The organism is Tenggerimyces flavus (assembly GCF_016907715.1).
In the GTDB taxonomy this organism is placed as follows: domain Bacteria; phylum Actinomycetota; class Actinomycetes; order Propionibacteriales; family Actinopolymorphaceae; genus Tenggerimyces; species Tenggerimyces flavus.
The window spans coordinates 6739460-6754185 of sequence record NZ_JAFBCM010000001.1 but is presented as its reverse complement, the minus strand read 5'-3'; the positions used below and the strand labels follow the sequence as shown (position 1 = coordinate 6754185).

The following is a 14726-nucleotide window of genomic DNA, read 5'->3' as shown; positions in this document are numbered from 1 at the left end:
TGCCGGCGCCCATCAGCGCCGGCAGAGTCATGCTCCACAGACCGAACCGCCGAGGAGGGGCAGTCTTGTCGACCGGGATGAGCTTGCGAGAACGAACCGGGCGCGCGCGGTCGAGCCTGTTGCTGCTGGGCCCGGCGTTCGTCGCGGCGATCGCGTACGTCGATCCCGGCAACGTGGCGACGAACGTCACCGCGGGCGCGGAGTACGGCTACCTGCTCGTCTGGGTGATCGTGGCCGCCAACCTGATGGCGGGCCTGATCCAGTACCTGTCCGCGAAGCTCGGCGTGGTCACCGGTCAGTCTCTGCCTGAGGCGATCCGGGACCGGCTTCCGCGCCCGTTCCGGCTGGCCTACTGGGGTCAGGCCGAGCTCGTCGCGGTGGCCACCGATGTCGCGGAGGTCATCGGTGGCGCGATCGCGCTGCAGCTGCTGTTCGGCCTGCCGCTGCTGGTCGGCGGTGTCATCACCGGCGTGGTGTCGATGGCGCTGCTCGCCGTGCAGGACCGCCGCGGGCAGCGTCCGTTCGAACGGGTCATCACCGGTCTGTTGCTGGTGATCGCGGTGGGTTTCTTCGCCAGCCTCGTCGTGTCCCCACCCGATCCGGCCGGCGTGGCCGGTGGCCTCGTTCCCCGGTTCGAGGGAGCCAACAGCGTCCTGCTCGCCGCCGGCATGCTCGGTGCGACGGTGATGCCGCACGCTGTCTACCTGCACTCCGCGCTCGCCCGCGACCGCCACGGCCGGCCCACGGGCCGCCGGCTCCGGCAGGTGCTCATGGCCACCCGAGTCGACGTGATCGTCGCCATGGTGCTCGCCGGCAGCGTCAACCTCGCGATGGTGCTCGCCGCGGCCAGCACGTTGTTCGGCCGCGAGGGTGTCGACACGCTGGCCGGAGCGCACGACGGTCTCGGGCAGGTGCTCGGGCCGGTGGTCGCCACGTTCTTCGCCGTCGGGCTGCTCGCGTCCGGATTCGCCAGCACCTCAGTCGGCTGCTACGCCGGAGCGGTGATCATGCAGGGCCTGCTGCGCCGACGGATCCCGCTGCTGCTCCGACGTCTCGCGACGTTGGTTCCCGCCCTGGCTGTCCTCGCCGCTGGAGTGGAACCGACCTGGGCGCTCGTGCTCTCCCAGGTGGTGCTGTCGTTCGGCGTCCCGTTCGCGCTGATCCCGCTGGTGGCGCTGACCGCCCGCGTCGACGTCCTCGGTGTCGACGTCAACCACCGCCTCACCACGGTCTTCGCGGTCGTCGCCGCCACCTTGATCGTCGCCTTGAACGTCGCGCTGATCGTGCTCACGTTCCGTTAACTCAATCTCTTGCGCAAATAAGAAGATCTGACCCATCCAACGGCCCTGCCCGTCCGAATACCTGAATGACATGTCCGCAATGGAAGGGATGTCTTCATGTTCGGTCGAAAGTACGCGGCCTCGATGATCAACCGCAGCGCGGAGACAGAGGCCGACCGGCGTCGGTTCCTGCGCAGCGCCGGTCTGGCAGGCCTCGGGGTGGTCGGCGCCGCGGCGCTGAGCACGGGAACCGCCCAGGCCGACCAGGTCAAGGCCGACGCCACCGCACTCAGTGACGCCTCGGTACTGAACTTCGCGTTGAACCTGGAGTACCTGGAGGCGCAGTTCTACCTCTACGCCGTCACCGGTCAGGGGCTTCCGTCCTCGATGACCGGCGGCAAGGGCAAGCACGGAACGGTCACGGGCGGCCGCAAGGTCCACTTCCGCAGCCGCGCTCTGCGCAGCTTCGCTCGTGAGATCGCTGGTGACGAGCACGCGCACGTCAAGTTCCTGCGTACCGCGCTCGGCTCGGCAGCGGTCGCGCAGCCCAAGATCGACCTCAAGGGCAGCTTCACCGCTGCGGCCCAGGCCGCGGGCATCGTACGCAAGGGACACTCCTTCGACGCGTTCGCCTGCGAGGAGAACTTCCTCCTCGCGGCGTACCTGTTCGAAGACGTGGGCGTCACCGCGTACAAGGGTGCGGCCCCGCTGATCCAGAACAAGACCTACCTCGAGGCCGCCGCCGGCATCCTCGCGGTCGAGGCCTACCACGCGGCCAATATCCGCACGTCCATCTACAACTCCGACAGCGGGCTGCTCGGAACCGGCTTGTTCGGGCGCGACCTGCGCAAGGCGGCCGGCAAGCTCTCCGCCGCCCGCGACAGTCTCGACGGCAAGACCGACCTCGACCAGGGCGTCGAGAACAGCAACGGTGAGGCGAACATCGTCCCCACCGACGCGAACGGCGTGGCCTACAGCCGCAGCGCCGGCAGCGTGCTGAACATCGTCTACCTCAACCCGAAGAAGGTCACCGCCGGCGGTTTCTTCCCCGCGGGCGTGAACGGCGACATCACGTCCAGCAACAACAACGCCTGACAGGCGGTTGTCCATCGGCCCTCCACCAACCGGCCTCGGCCAGTTGGTGGAGAGCCGCCGGACTCACCTCGTACTTGCGCCATCGGCTACTGGTCGCGCGCGTGCTCGACGCGCCAGGAGGATCAGCAGCGCGATCTCCAGCAGGATCGTGATCGCGCCGCCGACGACCGAGACGGGCGCGGCGCCGCGCTCCACCGCACCACTGCCCAGCCGATGCCGAGGGCGACCAGTGCCGCGAGGACGATCGGCACGGGATCCGGGACGATCCCGCCAAACACCGTTGTGGTGCCGGGGCGCAGCGCCAGCGGCAGCGTCAGCACCAGGAACACGAACGTCGCCGCCGCAGCGACAACGCCGACCACGACGAGGCCGCCGCGACGCAGGAATGGTTTGCCTCGGTGGGACGGGAAGATCAGGCCGACCAGCATGACCGGGACGAGCATGCTGAACACGACGTGCACCCCGAGCTGCGACGCCCAGTAGGTCAGGTTCGCACCACCCAGCCGCCGCGGACATCGGGGCGGGCACACCCTCGGACCTGACCGGCGTCGTGCGCGGCAAGATCAGCGAGCTGAGCTGGTGGATTCGGCCTGCCTCGGTCGCCTTACCCGGCCAGTGGCCGCTCTACCTGGCGTCCACCCCACGTAAAGCGGCCAATGACCATGTAAACATGATCATTGGCCCCAGGGCCGGACCGGGCCGGACCGGTCGAACCCACCGCTGGACGAAAGATCGACGCTATTTCGGCGTGGGGGCGCTGGACACGAGTCGCGCCCAGACGATGGTGTTGTCCTTGTAGGACCGCCGTGCGGAGTCATAGTCGCCGCCGCAGGTGATCAGGCGGAGGCCCGCGTGGCCGGCCCCGGCGTAGACGTCCTTGCTGGGGAAGTCGTTCTTCGGGAACGTGGCCACCCGTTCGACCTTGAACACCGCGGTCGTACGGTCTGCTCGGTCCACCTCGATGCGGTCACCCTTGTGCAGGGTGGACAGCTGGAAGAACACGGCCGGACGTCGGTCCCAGGTGATGTGGCCCGCGAGGATCGCCGACCCCACGACGCCGGGAGTGGGCGAGGGAGTGAACCAGCCCGCCTTGGCCGGGTCCTTGGGCGTTTCCATCACGCCGTCGTTGTCGAGCTCGAGGTGTTCCAATGTCGAGGAGACGTCGAGCCGGGGGATGCGTACGCGCCTCGGCTCGGACCTGGCGAGCTCGAGCTCAGGCGTCGGACGCGCCGCGGGCGAAGGCGAGCGGGACGCCTGCGGCGGTACGGAGGAAGCGGAGGAGGCGGAGGGCGACGGCGCGGCCGACTGCTTCGGCGGCGTGGGCAGCGTTTGGGTCTCGTTCACCGCGGGCGGATCGGGTTGCTGGCCGACCAGCGCGAACACGACGGCAGCCACGCCCAGAAGCGCGAGGGTGGCGCCGACGAGCGCGAGGATCCGCGCTCGTCGGCTGCGAGGCAGCTGTTCCGAGGTCAACGAGTCGTCCTGGTTCAGGACTCGACTCGGTGAGCCGCGGCGGACCGTCGGCGCGCGATCAGCACGCCACCCGCACCCAGCATCAGAACGCCACCGGCGGCGAGCAGGTCGAGCCGCTCGATCCCGTGGGTGCTGCTGGCGCCGGTTTCGACACCGCCCACAGGGGAGACCTCTCCGCAGGTCGCCGGGTTGGTGGCTTCCTCCGGGATGCCGCTCACGCCGAGAGACTTGGCGAAGACAGACTCGCCGAGCGCCTCGAGGTCGTACTTGTCGTTACCGTTGGCATCCAGGCCGTGCTGCACCACGTGCAGGTGCGACAGGCTGTCCACCAGGCCAGCTGGCAGCTGGCTGGCGGGGATGGTGCGGTCGTACTCGAGGTCTCCGTTCGCGTCGGCGACCGGGAACCGGTCGATCGCGAGCCCGCTCTTCGGACTCGTGTCGCCCTTCGTCGTCAACGACACGAACACCCCGCCGTACTGGGGAACGCCCTCTTCGGTGGCGACCTGTCCGTCACCGTTCTTGTCCGCCGACGGAGGCGGGCAGAAGAAGTCGTCGCTGTGCGCCATGCCGTGAATGTGCTGAGCGTGCGGCGAGTTCGGGGTGAAGCCCGAGCCCTCGATCTTGACGTGCAGGCTGCCGTCTTCTCGTGCGGTGATCGTCGCGTCTCCGCTGGAACCACTGTCGTTCAGCTCGTCCAACGTGAACCGGACTGTCTGGTCCGCATAGGCCGGGCTCGCGGCGAACAACACCGCGGCCATCGCCGCGATCAAGCCGGTTCCGGCCGCGACTGCCGCCGTACGTGTCAAGCGTGGCATCCGCATCACACCTTTCCGAGTCCTTCGGAATCTGGTTATTGGGTGTGGTTCGGAGCGGAGAGTGGAAAGGATGGGGTGAATCTCAACCACGGCGTGTCCGTGCTATAGCCGATAAACAGGAGGAAATCGGCTGTTTCCGGCTGCTAGTCAGCCCTTGGAGCCGCGCTCGTTGCGGGCGAGGGCGCTGCGGACGATGTCGGCGGCGACGTCGCGGAGCTTGCGGTTGGTGTCCTGGCTGTACCTGACCAGTGTGGCGAACGCGCGGGCGGTGTCGATGCCGTGGCGTTCGATCAGGATTCCCACGGCCTGGCCGATCACCTCGCGGGACGCGAGCGCTCCCTGCAGCTGGCCGAGGCGTTGCGCGCCGGCGATGGTGATCGCGGCGTGGGTGGCGAAGATCAGGCCGAGGTGCTCGGCCTCGTCGGTGAAGGCGTTCGGCGTGGCCGCGTAGAGGTTGAGCGCACCGAGGTCGTTGTCCTGAACGTAGAGGGGGAACGACAACATGCTGCGAACGCCTGCCTCGGCCGCGCGAGCGGTGAACGTCGGCCAGCGCCCGTCCGCGGTCATGTCGTCGACCCGGATGACGCGATCGCCGAACGCCGCGTCCAGGCATGGTCCCTCACCGATCTCGGTCATCAACGCGTCGACGAGCTTGGCCACCGCTCCCGACGCGGCCCGGTGGACGACGGTGCGCCGCTGTCGGAGCTCGGACATGGAGCCTTCTTCGGCCCCGGGCACCATGCCGACCGCCGCGTGCACGATGACCTCGAGGAGCTCGTCGATGTCGTCGAGACTCTCCAGCTCCCGTACGAGTTCGCCGAGCCGAGCGGCATCGGCAGCCTCGTTCCGCGCCGTACTGGTGTCCTGCCGCGAGTGACTTCGCGGACGACCACGGGAGCGCGTTTCCTGTCGACGGTCGTCGCCGTCGGGTCGCTGGTCACTCATCGATCTCGCCTGACCTCGTCCCTCGAGTAACTGGCTGAGGGCATTCCTACCTTGGATGTCCATAGTTGGGGAGGAAATCCCGCAGGTCCAGACCCACAGGGGCGGGCGCCCGCCCCTGCGGGTCCGATCCGTCCTACTTGGTGAACTTGTCCTTCACGTCCTCGCCGACGTCCTTCGCCTTGGCCTTGACCTGATCGGCCTTGCCTTCGTTCTCGAGCTTCTCGTTCCCGGTCAGATCACCGACGGCTTCCTTCGCCTTTCCGGCGAGGTTTTCGGCAGCGTTCTTGGCCTTGTCAGCGATGCCCATCTGGCTGATCTCCTTCTGTAGGGGTGATGCCTGGTCGCACGCCGTGGCTATTCGACGCGTGCGACGATCTGTGGCCCGCTGACGTCGTCGCCCAGGCGGCTCGGGCCGTACCCGGTGTCGCGCGGCTCCGGCCCGGTGTCAAGAGCATGTTGACGCAGTTCGCCCTGAACACCTGGCAGCGCGCTCTCGGCGGAACTCCACCTGACGTGACGGGGGTCGAGCTGCGGTCCCGTTCGGCGCGCCAGGTCGCCCGAGTCGACGTCCGCATCGTCGTCCGCGCCGGCCATCAGGCCGCCAGCGTGGGCCAAGCTGTGCACGACGCGATCGCTGCCGTCGTCGCGAGCGAGCCCCAGCCGGTCGACATCGCCGTGCACATCGTCGAGCTGGAAGCCAGATAGGGCGGGATGTGGCGTGTCGCGCGCCCGACGCTACTCAAGAGACACGGCCTCGCCTCGATCTTTCAGCTGGCGGTGGGTGCGACCGGTCCGGGCCTGCCCTGGGGCCAATGATCATGTTTACATGATCATTGGCCGCCTTACGTGGGGTGGACGCCAGGTAGAGCGGCCACTGGCCGGGTAAGGCGACCACGACACGCTTCACCTACGGAGTGCCTTCCCGCTCAGGTCACTCGAGACGTCGCCATCCCACTTTTCCGGCTTTCACAGGTCCGATGTCGCCCGCCAACACCCGAAATCCCGAGGCTAGGTGGCTTGCCGATACTTCCCGGGCGCGATGCCGTACTCCCGCTTGAACGCGTTGGCGAACGCGAACTCCGACGAGTACCCCACCCTGCGAGCCACCGCGGCCAGCGGCAGGTCCGAGTCGCGCAGCATCCGCGCGGCCGTCATCATCCGCCACCAGGTCAGATACGCCAACGGTGGTTGGCCGATGACCTCGTTGAAGCGGCGCGCGAACGACGTACGCGACAGCCCCGACTCGGCGGCCATCGCGTCCACAGTCCACGCGCGCTCGGGCGAGCGATGGATGCCGGCCAGGATCGCGCTGAGCGTGGGGTCGCGCAACGCCGTACCCCACCCGACCTCGGTCTCGACGCAGGGCTGCTGGGCGTACCACGCGCGCAGGATGTAGAGGAGGAGTACGTCCATCAGCGCCGGCACGGCGGCGTCGGCGCCCTGGCCCGCGTCCTCGAGCTCGCGGCCGAGTAGGTCGGCCGCGCCCTGGAGCTGGGGCTGTAGAGCGCCCTTGCCCACCGGCAGGTGGACGGTCTCCGGCAGCTCGCTCAGCAGGGGATGAGGTCGTCCCTGGTCCAGCAGATACTGCCCGCTGACCACGACGGTCGTTGCCGGCGCGTCGCTGTCGGCCGGGACCTGGTCGAGGTCGAGCAGTGCCTTGTCGGGGCTGTCGGCGAGGCCGTGCCCGGAGCCGTGCGGCAGCAGGACGATGTCGCCGGCGGCGAGCTGGAGTGGCTTGTCGTGCGCGGAGATCAGCCAGCAGGAGCCAAGCCGGACCGTGTGGAACGCCGCGCCGGCGACCGGATCGAACCGCCGGCCCCACCGTTCGCCGCCCTCGATGCGGAAGGCACGCGGCCGGCCGGTTCGGGTTGCCGCGATCGCGGGGCTGAGGACGTCCACCCGTTCCACTGTACGGGCTCGTTTCGCGTATGGACGTGGTGCTTTCACGTATGGGACACGCGCCGTGCGGTCCGTACGGTCGGATGTCATGAGCAACCAGAGCAACCAGACGAGAATCGCCATAGTCGTGGGAAGTACGCGACCTGAACGCCTCGGTGAGACGGTCGCCCGGTGGGTGTACGAGCGGGCCGTGGAGGGCGGCGGCGCCGAGTATGAGCTCGTCGACGCCCGCGACTTCGACCTGCCGGCCGTGACGGAAGTGCCGGCAGCGGTGGAGACCTACGCGGAGCCTGCGACCCGGGTGTGGGCGGAGAAGGTGGCTTCGTTCGACGGCTTCGTGTTCGTCACCGCCGAGTACAACCACGGTGTGCCCGGTGCGCTGAAGACCGCGATCGACGTTATCTACAAGGAATGGGGCCACAAGGCCGCGGGCTTCGTCGGGTACGGCGTCGACGGTGGCGTACGCGCGGTCGAGCAGCTTCGCCAGGTGATGGGCAACATCCGTATCGCGGACGTCTCGGTCGCGCTCGGCCTCTCATTGTTCACCGACTTCGTCGACCTGACCACGTTCCAGCCGGCCGCCCGCCACGAGAGCATGCTCAAGCTCCTGCTGGCGGACCTCCTCCCGTGGGCGAGTGCACTGCGAGGCGTTCGGGCAACCCCCTAAGGCCAAACGCGGCCCGGCGGCGAGTCGTCTATGGTTCGCGGTGTGTCCGTCGTGGTCGTCCGAGAGCTCGCAAGCGTGCGGCACCTGTTCGCGGGGGAGCACGCGGGGTTCGTTCTCGCTGCGATGATCGCGGGCAACAGCCCTGCTCGGGCGTGGGTCGACGACCTCGAGTCGCCGCGGGTCGCGCTGATCTGGGACGGTGCGCACAACGTGTACCTGGCCGGTTCGCTGGATCGGCCGGAGCTGTGGCGTGTGGTGTTCGACATCGAGATCGCGTCAACGGGGCCAGGCATGGTGAAGGTGCACACGTCCGACCCGGCTGCTGGGAACGTGCTCGCCGGCATCGAGGTGCAGCGGCGGGAACGGGTGCTGTATCGCATGGACGGGTTGGCGATCCCACCTCGCTGGCAGCTGCCAGACGGGATGCGGGTGAGCGCGATCAACGAGTCGTTCGCGGAGCTCGTTCCGCTGGCGAACTTCGATGCTGTGGTGGCGGAGATCGAGTCCTGCTGGCACTCGCTGGCGGACTTCCGGCGACGCGGTTTCGGCTTCGTCGCCCACGACGCGGACGCGATCGTGTGCTGGTGCACTGCCGAGTACGTCAGCGAGCGGCAGTGCGGGATCGGCATCGAGACCGTTCCCGAGTTTCAGGGGCAAGGCCTGGCGACCCTGGCCGCCGCCGCGTTCGTGCGACGCTGCGTCGACAGCGGCGTGACCGCACACTGGGATGCCTGGACGAGCAACCTGCCCTCCATCGCGGTCGCGGACAAGCTCGGCTTCCAGGTGGTCGAGACGTACTCGGTCCTCGTCGCCGACCTGAACGCCTAGGGCGCGTTGGGGGTGCGGGCCAGGCGCACTGCTCGGCCGGCGAGGCCGACGGCGAGGACGAGGGTTCCGGTGAGCACAGCGCTGAGCGGAAGCGTCACGGTCAGGGTCGCGCAGCCGAGGAGCCCGACCACGTTGATCGCTCGCGGCCAGCGTCGGTGGGCCTTGTCCTGGGTCCAGGCGGAGGCGTTCGCGACGGCGTAGTAGACGAGGACGCCGAACGAGCTGAAGCCGATCACGCCGCGCAGGTCGGTCGTGAGCACGAGAGCGACCACCACAACGGCGACCAGGAGCTGGGCCCGATGCGGCACGTGGTGAACGGGGTGCACCGCGGCGAGCTGGTGCGGGAGATCGCGCTCACGTGCCATCGCGAGCCCGGTGCGACCGATGCCCGCCAGGAGGCCGAGCAGCGCGCCGAGGCTCGCGATCGCCGCACCCGCCCGGACGACGGGGCTGGCCCAGGCGGCACCCACGGCGGAGACGGCGTCGTTCAACGGCGCCTCGGCCGCACCGAGCGCGTCGGCGCCGAGCGCGGCGAGCACGGCGGCACCGACGACGAAGTACGTGAGCACCGCGAGAGCGAGCGCCCACGTGACCGCGCGCGGGATCGTCCGTTCGGGATCGCGGACCTCTTCGCCGAGCGTGGCGATCCGTGCGTACCCGGCGAACGCGAAGAACAGCAGGCCTGCCGACTGCAGGACGCCGTAGACGCCGTGCGGCGCGACGCCGAGTGCGAGCCGCCCGACGTCGGCCTGCCCGCTGGCGGCGATCGCGACGACGACCACCAGCAGCGCGGCGAACGAGCCGGCGAGCAGCAGCCGGGCCACCCTCGCCGTCCGCGTGATGCCGCGGAGGTTGACCAGCGTGAGCAGCAGGACCACGGCCGCGGCGACGACCCGCTGGAGCCAACGCGGCTCCGGCACCACGTACGTCGCGAACGTGATCGCCATCGCGGCGCACGACGCGGTCTTGCCGACGACGAACCCCCAGCCGGCGAGGAAGCCCCACCAGGGTCCGAGTCGCTCGCGGCCGTACACGTACGTCCCGCCCGAGGCCGGGTACTGCATCGCCAACTGGGCGGACGACGTCGCGTTGCAAAAGGCGACGATCGCGGCCAGCGCGAGGCCGACCAGGAGCCAGCCGCCGGCAGCCGCCGCGGCCGGCGCGAAGGCCGCGAACACCCCCGCGCCGACCATCGCGCCCAGGCCGATCACGACGGCGTCGCCGGTGCCGAGACGGCGTACGAGGGTCGTCATCACATCGCGGCGGCCACGCGCTCGGCAGCGGCCCGCAGCTCCTCGTCGGTGACGTTCGGCAGGACGTCCTCCCACAGCGGGAGCATGAAGTTCTGCGCGTCGATCATGCCGAGCGGACGGGGCATGAACCACACATGGAAGTGCGATCCGCCGTCACCCCACCGGTAGAGGTGGACCCGCCCGACGTCGCCGAGCGACAGGATCGCGTTCTCGATGCGCGCCGCGAGCGGTCCGAACGCGGCGAGGGCCTCCTTCGACAGGTCCCGGAAGGAGTCCACGTGCTCGCGGCTCGCGACCCAGACGACGCCGGCCAGGCTGCCGCCGACCGGCGGGTGCATCGTGAACAGGTCGTCACCCCAGACCGGCGCGGTCGCGCCGCCGCCGCACAGGCCGCAGGGCTCACCGCCCGGCTCGCCCCTCCGGGGCGGCTCCGGGATCACCGGGTCGTCGAGCTTGAGCACGTTGAGTGGTTCGGCGTACGGAAGCCTCATGATCTGTCTCCTTGAACAGTGGGTCAGCGCGCCGGGTCAGGTCCGGCGATCGCGGGAAGGCGTCCCGCGGCGCGTCGTGCGATCTCGATGAACGGGCGCAGCCGGACGGTGAGCTCGGTCCGCGTGGCTCGGAACGCCTGCAGCCGGGTCTCCTGGGGTCCGCCGACCTCGGACGGGTCGTCGAGGTGCCAGTGGAGCGCGTTGTGCCGGCCGGACAGCGTCGGGCATTCCTCTCGGGCGGAGTTCGACAGCGTGATCACGTAGTCGATCCGCCGGTCGAGGAACTCCCCGATGTGCTTGGCCTTGGCGTTTCGCCAGTCCACGTTGATCTCCGCGAGGACCCGGACCGCCAGCTCGTGCACCCGCTTCGGCCTCGTTCCGGCGGACATCGCCGCGAAGTCGGGACCGCCGAAGTGCCCGAGCAGCGCCTCGCCGAGCTGGCTTCTCGCCGAGTTCCCGTTGCAGACGAACAACACCGCGATCGGGTCTCGCCGATCAGTGCCTCGCGGGTCGACGGCCTCGATCGTGCGCTCGAGGTCGACGAGTTGGTGTTCCAGCAGCTCGAGGTCGGCCCGCTGTTCGGCGATCTTGCGTCGTTGCTGTTCGAGCGTCGCGACGAGGAGCGGGTGGGTCGGCCCCGACTCGAGGCATTGCGTGGCGAGCCGGCCGGCCTCGACCGGCGACATGCCCAGGCGGCGCAGGGAGATGATGAGCGTCAGCCGGCTGAGGTCACGTTCGTCGTACGACCGGTACCCGTTGCCGGCGCGTACCGGAGCCGGCAGGATCCCGGCCGACTCGTACCAACGAACCCCGGACGGCGAGATCCCGGCCCGTCGGGCAAGCGCGGAGATGTTCACATCGACGAACGTTAAACCTTGCAGTCACTGCAAGGTCAAGCCGTTGGGGTGATCAGACTCCAGTGGGGGTTGCCGTGGCGGCGAGGGCGTCGCCGGCGCGGGCGATGTCGTGGGGTTGGTCGAGGGCCGTCGCGACGGACAGTGCCTCCTCCAACGGCGGCACGGCCTCAGAGGTGCGGTCGGCCGACATGAGCGCGCGCCCGAGGCCGTACAGCCCTTCGAACAGGTCGTTGCGGTTGGCGATCTCGCGCGAGATCGCCACGGCCGCGCGGTAGCAGGTGATGGCCTGGTCGTGGCGTTCGGCCGCGAGATGGACCTCGCCGACCGCCTTGAGCACCTGGGACTCACCGAGCCGGTCGCCCAACGAACGGGCGATGTCGAGGGCGTGCTGCGCGTGCCAGAGCGCGGCGGTGAGCTCGCCGACCAGCCGGTGGTTGCGGCCGAGCTCGTTGCGAACGGAGATCTCCGCGCCGAGGTCGCCGAGGTCCTGCACGATGTCGAGGGCGCGTTGGGCGTACTCGAACGCCGCGTCGTGGTTGCCCCAGTGCCGGTGCGTCATCGCGAGACTCGCGAGCGAACGTGCCTCGTAGCCGCGTTCGCCCGTGGCGCGGGCGGTCTCGAGCGCCTGGGTGAAGTGCGTGTTGGCGAGCGCCAGGTCGCCGGTCACGGCGAACCCCACGCCGAGGCCGCGAAGCGTGCGCTGCTCGACTAGCTCGTCGCCGAGCTCGCGGGACAGTCCGAGGGCTTGGTAGTAGCGCTCGCGGGCCTGCCCGTGGTCGTCGGTCAGGCGGTGGAAGTCGCCGAGTCCTGCGAGCGCGAGCAACCTGGCCTGCCTGTCACCGGTCGTCTCCGAGACCGCCAGCGCTTCCAGGTACGCCGCGCCGGCGTCGGGGTAGCGGTCCGCGAGGCTGTGCGCGTCGCCCACCCCGACCAAGGCGTACGCCTCCGCGATCGGGTTGTCCAATGTCCTGCTGGCGGCGACCGCGGCGAGGTGGAGAGCCAGCGCGTGGCCGTTGTGACCGCGCGTCGACAGCCACCGGCCCAGTAGCCGCGCGAGCACCGAGGTCTGGGGCCGAGCGGCCACAACCCGCGCGGCGGCCGCGAGGTTGACCAGCTCGACCTCGAGCCACGAGTTGGCCGACTTCGCGTCCAGGCTGGGGAGCTCGCTCACCGCGTCCGGCACCACCGGGCGATGCCGCGCGTACGCCGGGTCCGCGAGCTCCATCGCCAAGGCGGTGGCGCTCACGTAGTGGTCGAGCAGGCGGTCGAGGGCCGACGCGCGTTCGCCGTCGGTGTCCTCGGCGGCCGCCCGGTCGGCGGCGAACGTCCGCAACAGATCGTGCAGGACGAACCGCCCCGGAGTCTGCTCGGTCAGCAGGTGCGCCTGGACGAGGTCGTCGAGCGCGCGCTCCGCCGTCACGAGCGGCACGCCGACGAGCGCGGCGACCGCGTGCGCGTCGGTGTCGACGCCGGGATGAACGCCGAGAAGCCGGAACACCCGGCGCTGCTCGGTGTCGAGGTGCCGGTAGGAGAGCTCGAACGCCGCGGCGACCCCGCGGTCGCCATGGTCCAGCTCGTCGAGCCGGCGGCGTTCGTCGCCCAACCGGTCGGCGAGATGGCCGAGGGTCCAGCCCGGTCGGCTCCGCAGCCGGGCGGCCGCGATGCGGATCGCCAGCGGCAGCCGGCCGCACCGCTCGACGATCTCGCGGACCAGCTCCGGTGCGCCGGCCACGCGGTCGGCGCCGGCGATCTTGATGAACAGGACGGCGGCCTCGTCCGGGGACAGGACGTCCAGCGACAGGGGCACCGCGTGCTCGAGGTCGGACAGCCGTCGCCGGCTCGTGACCAGGACGACGCAGGCGGGGTTGGCGGGGAGCAGCGGGGCGACCTGGCGTTCGGAGGCCGCGTTGTCGAGCACGATCAGCATCGTCCGGTCGGCGAGCTGGGTGCGGTAGAACGCGGAACGTTCCTCGGTGTCGCGGGGGATCTGGTCGCCGGGCACCCCGAGCGCGCGCAGCATCCGGTCGAGCGCGTCGCCCGGGTCGACCGGCGGGACGCCCTCGGTATGGCCGTGCAGGTCGAGGAACAGCTGGCCGCCGGGGAAGCGGTCGCGGACCCGATGTGCCACGTGCGTGGCGAGAGTGGTTTTGCCGATGCCCGCCATGCCGTCGATCGCCGTGATGATCACCGTGGACGGACGGTGGTCGGAGGACAGCAACGCGGTCAGTTGGTCGAGCTCGCCCGACCGCCCGGTGAACGTCGGCAGGTCGGCCGGCAGCTGTGCGGGCGGCACGGGACGGCTGGCGGCCAGGGAGATCTCCGCGCTCTCCGGCCCGAGCTCCGGGGCGTCGCGCAGCATCGCGGCATGCAGATCGCGCAGCCGCGGACCCGGCTCGACGCCGACCTCGTCGACGAGGTGGGTCTGGGCCCGGACGTACGTCGCGAGAGCGTCGGCGCGCCGGCCGGTCCGGTACAGCGCCGTCATCAGCTGAGCCCACAGCTCCTCGCGCAGCGGGTACTCGTCGACGAACGTCGTCAGGTCCTCGATCACCTCGACCGCACGTCCGAGCTGGATGCGGGAGTGCGCGTAGCCCTCGAGCGCGTCGAGCCGGCGGCCGCGAAGCCGGGTCAGCTCCGCCTCGAGCGTCGGCCCGTGCCGCTGGTCGGTGAGCGGATCGTTCCGCCACAGCGCCAGCGCCGCGGAGTACGCCGATGCCGCGGTGGCGTGGTCGCCGGTCGCCTGCGCGTCGCGGCCAACGTCGAACTGGCGTTCGAACTCGGCGACGTCGAGCTCGCCCGGGTTGACCACGAACAGGTAGCCGCCGTCGCGCGTCACCACCCGCGGCGCGTCGTCAGCGGAGTCGGCCAGGCGCCGGCGGAGCCGGGAGATGTACGTCCGCAGGTTGGTGTCCGGCGACGCCGGCGTACGCTCCCACGCCGACTCGACGAGGTAGCCCACTGGCGCGACCTCGTTGGCCCGGAGCAGCAACGCGGCCAGCAGTGCGCGGTCGCGAGCGCCTCCGACCGGAAGCAGCTCGCCCGCCCGGATCACCTCCACCGGACCCAGCAGCCGGAACTCCATCTGACCTCCCTGGGCAAAGCCTGGCACGTCAGGGGTGCCCG

General features: G+C 70.1%; 15 protein-coding genes. 5 read left to right on the top strand and 10 right to left on the bottom strand.

The features are described 5' to 3' along the window. The first annotated feature begins 77 nt into the window (after positions 1 to 77). Together JOD67_RS31565 and JOD67_RS31560 are read left to right on the top strand one after the other, a co-directional pair. Positions 78 to 1301 (top strand): Nramp family divalent metal transporter, encoded by a 1224-nt coding sequence (locus JOD67_RS31565; RefSeq protein WP_205121346.1) that lies wholly within the window; start codon positions 78 to 80, stop codon positions 1299 to 1301. Between the two features lie 96 nt (positions 1302 to 1397). Next, positions 1398 to 2375: a ferritin-like domain-containing protein gene (locus JOD67_RS31560; protein ID WP_205121345.1), complete on the top strand. Its 978-nt coding sequence runs from the start codon at positions 1398 to 1400 to the stop codon at positions 2373 to 2375. Between the two features lie 122 nt (positions 2376 to 2497). On the opposite strand, the gene JOD67_RS31555 is transcribed toward JOD67_RS31560, so the two are convergent. The 5 genes from JOD67_RS31555 to JOD67_RS31535 form a co-directional block, all read right to left on the bottom strand. Continuing rightward, complete coding sequence (locus JOD67_RS31555) at positions 2498 to 2905, bottom strand: hypothetical protein (protein WP_205121344.1); 408 nt, start codon at positions 2903 to 2905, stop codon at positions 2498 to 2500. Between the two features lie 208 nt (positions 2906 to 3113). Continuing rightward, entirely contained in the window at positions 3114 to 3848 is a 735-nt protein-coding gene (locus JOD67_RS31550) for a class F sortase (protein WP_205121343.1), read from the bottom strand. Positions 3849 to 3862: 14 nt separating this feature from the next. Further along, the gene (locus JOD67_RS31545; protein ID WP_205121342.1) at positions 3863 to 4663 is read right to left on the bottom strand and encodes a GVDTG sorting domain-containing protein; all 801 of its coding nucleotides are present in this window, start codon (positions 4661 to 4663) and stop codon (positions 3863 to 3865) included. Between the two features lie 147 nt (positions 4664 to 4810). Then, positions 4811 to 5608 (bottom strand): GAF and ANTAR domain-containing protein, encoded by a 798-nt coding sequence (locus tag JOD67_RS31540; protein ID WP_205121341.1) that lies wholly within the window; start codon positions 5606 to 5608, stop codon positions 4811 to 4813. Between the two features lie 133 nt (positions 5609 to 5741). After that, entirely contained in the window at positions 5742 to 5915 is a 174-nt protein-coding gene (locus tag JOD67_RS31535; protein ID WP_205121340.1) for a CsbD family protein, read from the bottom strand. 26 nt (positions 5916 to 5941) lie between these two features. Here JOD67_RS31535 and JOD67_RS31530 point away from each other — a divergent pair, with 26 nt between their 5' ends. Then, positions 5942 to 6313 (top strand): Asp23/Gls24 family envelope stress response protein, encoded by a 372-nt coding sequence (locus JOD67_RS31530; protein WP_205121339.1) that lies wholly within the window; start codon positions 5942 to 5944, stop codon positions 6311 to 6313. Positions 6314 to 6616: 303 nt separating this feature from the next. On the opposite strand, the gene JOD67_RS31525 is transcribed toward JOD67_RS31530, so the two are convergent. Beyond that, the gene (locus JOD67_RS31525) at positions 6617 to 7507 is read right to left on the bottom strand and encodes an AraC family transcriptional regulator (RefSeq protein ID WP_205121338.1); all 891 of its coding nucleotides are present in this window, start codon (positions 7505 to 7507) and stop codon (positions 6617 to 6619) included. 88 nt (positions 7508 to 7595) lie between these two features. On the opposite strand from JOD67_RS31525, the gene JOD67_RS31520 reads away from it, so the two are divergent. Both JOD67_RS31520 and JOD67_RS31515 read left to right on the top strand, forming a co-directional pair. Then, positions 7596 to 8174, top strand: a complete 579-nt coding sequence (locus JOD67_RS31520) for an NADPH-dependent FMN reductase (protein WP_205121337.1) — start codon at positions 7596 to 7598, stop codon at positions 8172 to 8174. A 42-nt stretch (positions 8175 to 8216) separates the two neighbouring features. After that, positions 8217 to 9002 (top strand): GNAT family N-acetyltransferase, encoded by a 786-nt coding sequence (locus tag JOD67_RS31515; RefSeq protein WP_205121336.1) that lies wholly within the window; start codon positions 8217 to 8219, stop codon positions 9000 to 9002. Here JOD67_RS31515 and JOD67_RS31510 read toward each other — a convergent pair. From JOD67_RS31510 to JOD67_RS31495, 4 genes are read right to left on the bottom strand one after another with little or no spacing between them, the layout of a single operon-like run. Next, on the bottom strand, positions 8999 to 10255 hold the full coding sequence (locus JOD67_RS31510; RefSeq protein WP_205121335.1) for an APC family permease: 1257 nt from the start codon (positions 10253 to 10255) through the stop codon (positions 8999 to 9001). The genes JOD67_RS31515 and JOD67_RS31510 overlap by 4 nt on opposite strands. Next, positions 10255 to 10746, bottom strand: a complete 492-nt coding sequence (locus JOD67_RS31505) for an HIT family protein (protein ID WP_205121334.1) — start codon at positions 10744 to 10746, stop codon at positions 10255 to 10257. Before JOD67_RS31505 ends, JOD67_RS31510 begins: the two co-directional genes overlap by 1 nt. Before the next feature lie 23 nt (positions 10747 to 10769). Then, entirely contained in the window at positions 10770 to 11603 is an 834-nt protein-coding gene (locus tag JOD67_RS31500) for an arsenate reductase/protein-tyrosine-phosphatase family protein (RefSeq protein ID WP_205121333.1), read from the bottom strand. A gap of 52 nt (positions 11604 to 11655) precedes the next feature. Beyond that, positions 11656 to 14685 (bottom strand): AfsR/SARP family transcriptional regulator, encoded by a 3030-nt coding sequence (locus JOD67_RS31495; protein WP_205121332.1) that lies wholly within the window; start codon positions 14683 to 14685, stop codon positions 11656 to 11658. Between the last annotated feature and the right edge of the window lie 41 nt (positions 14686 to 14726).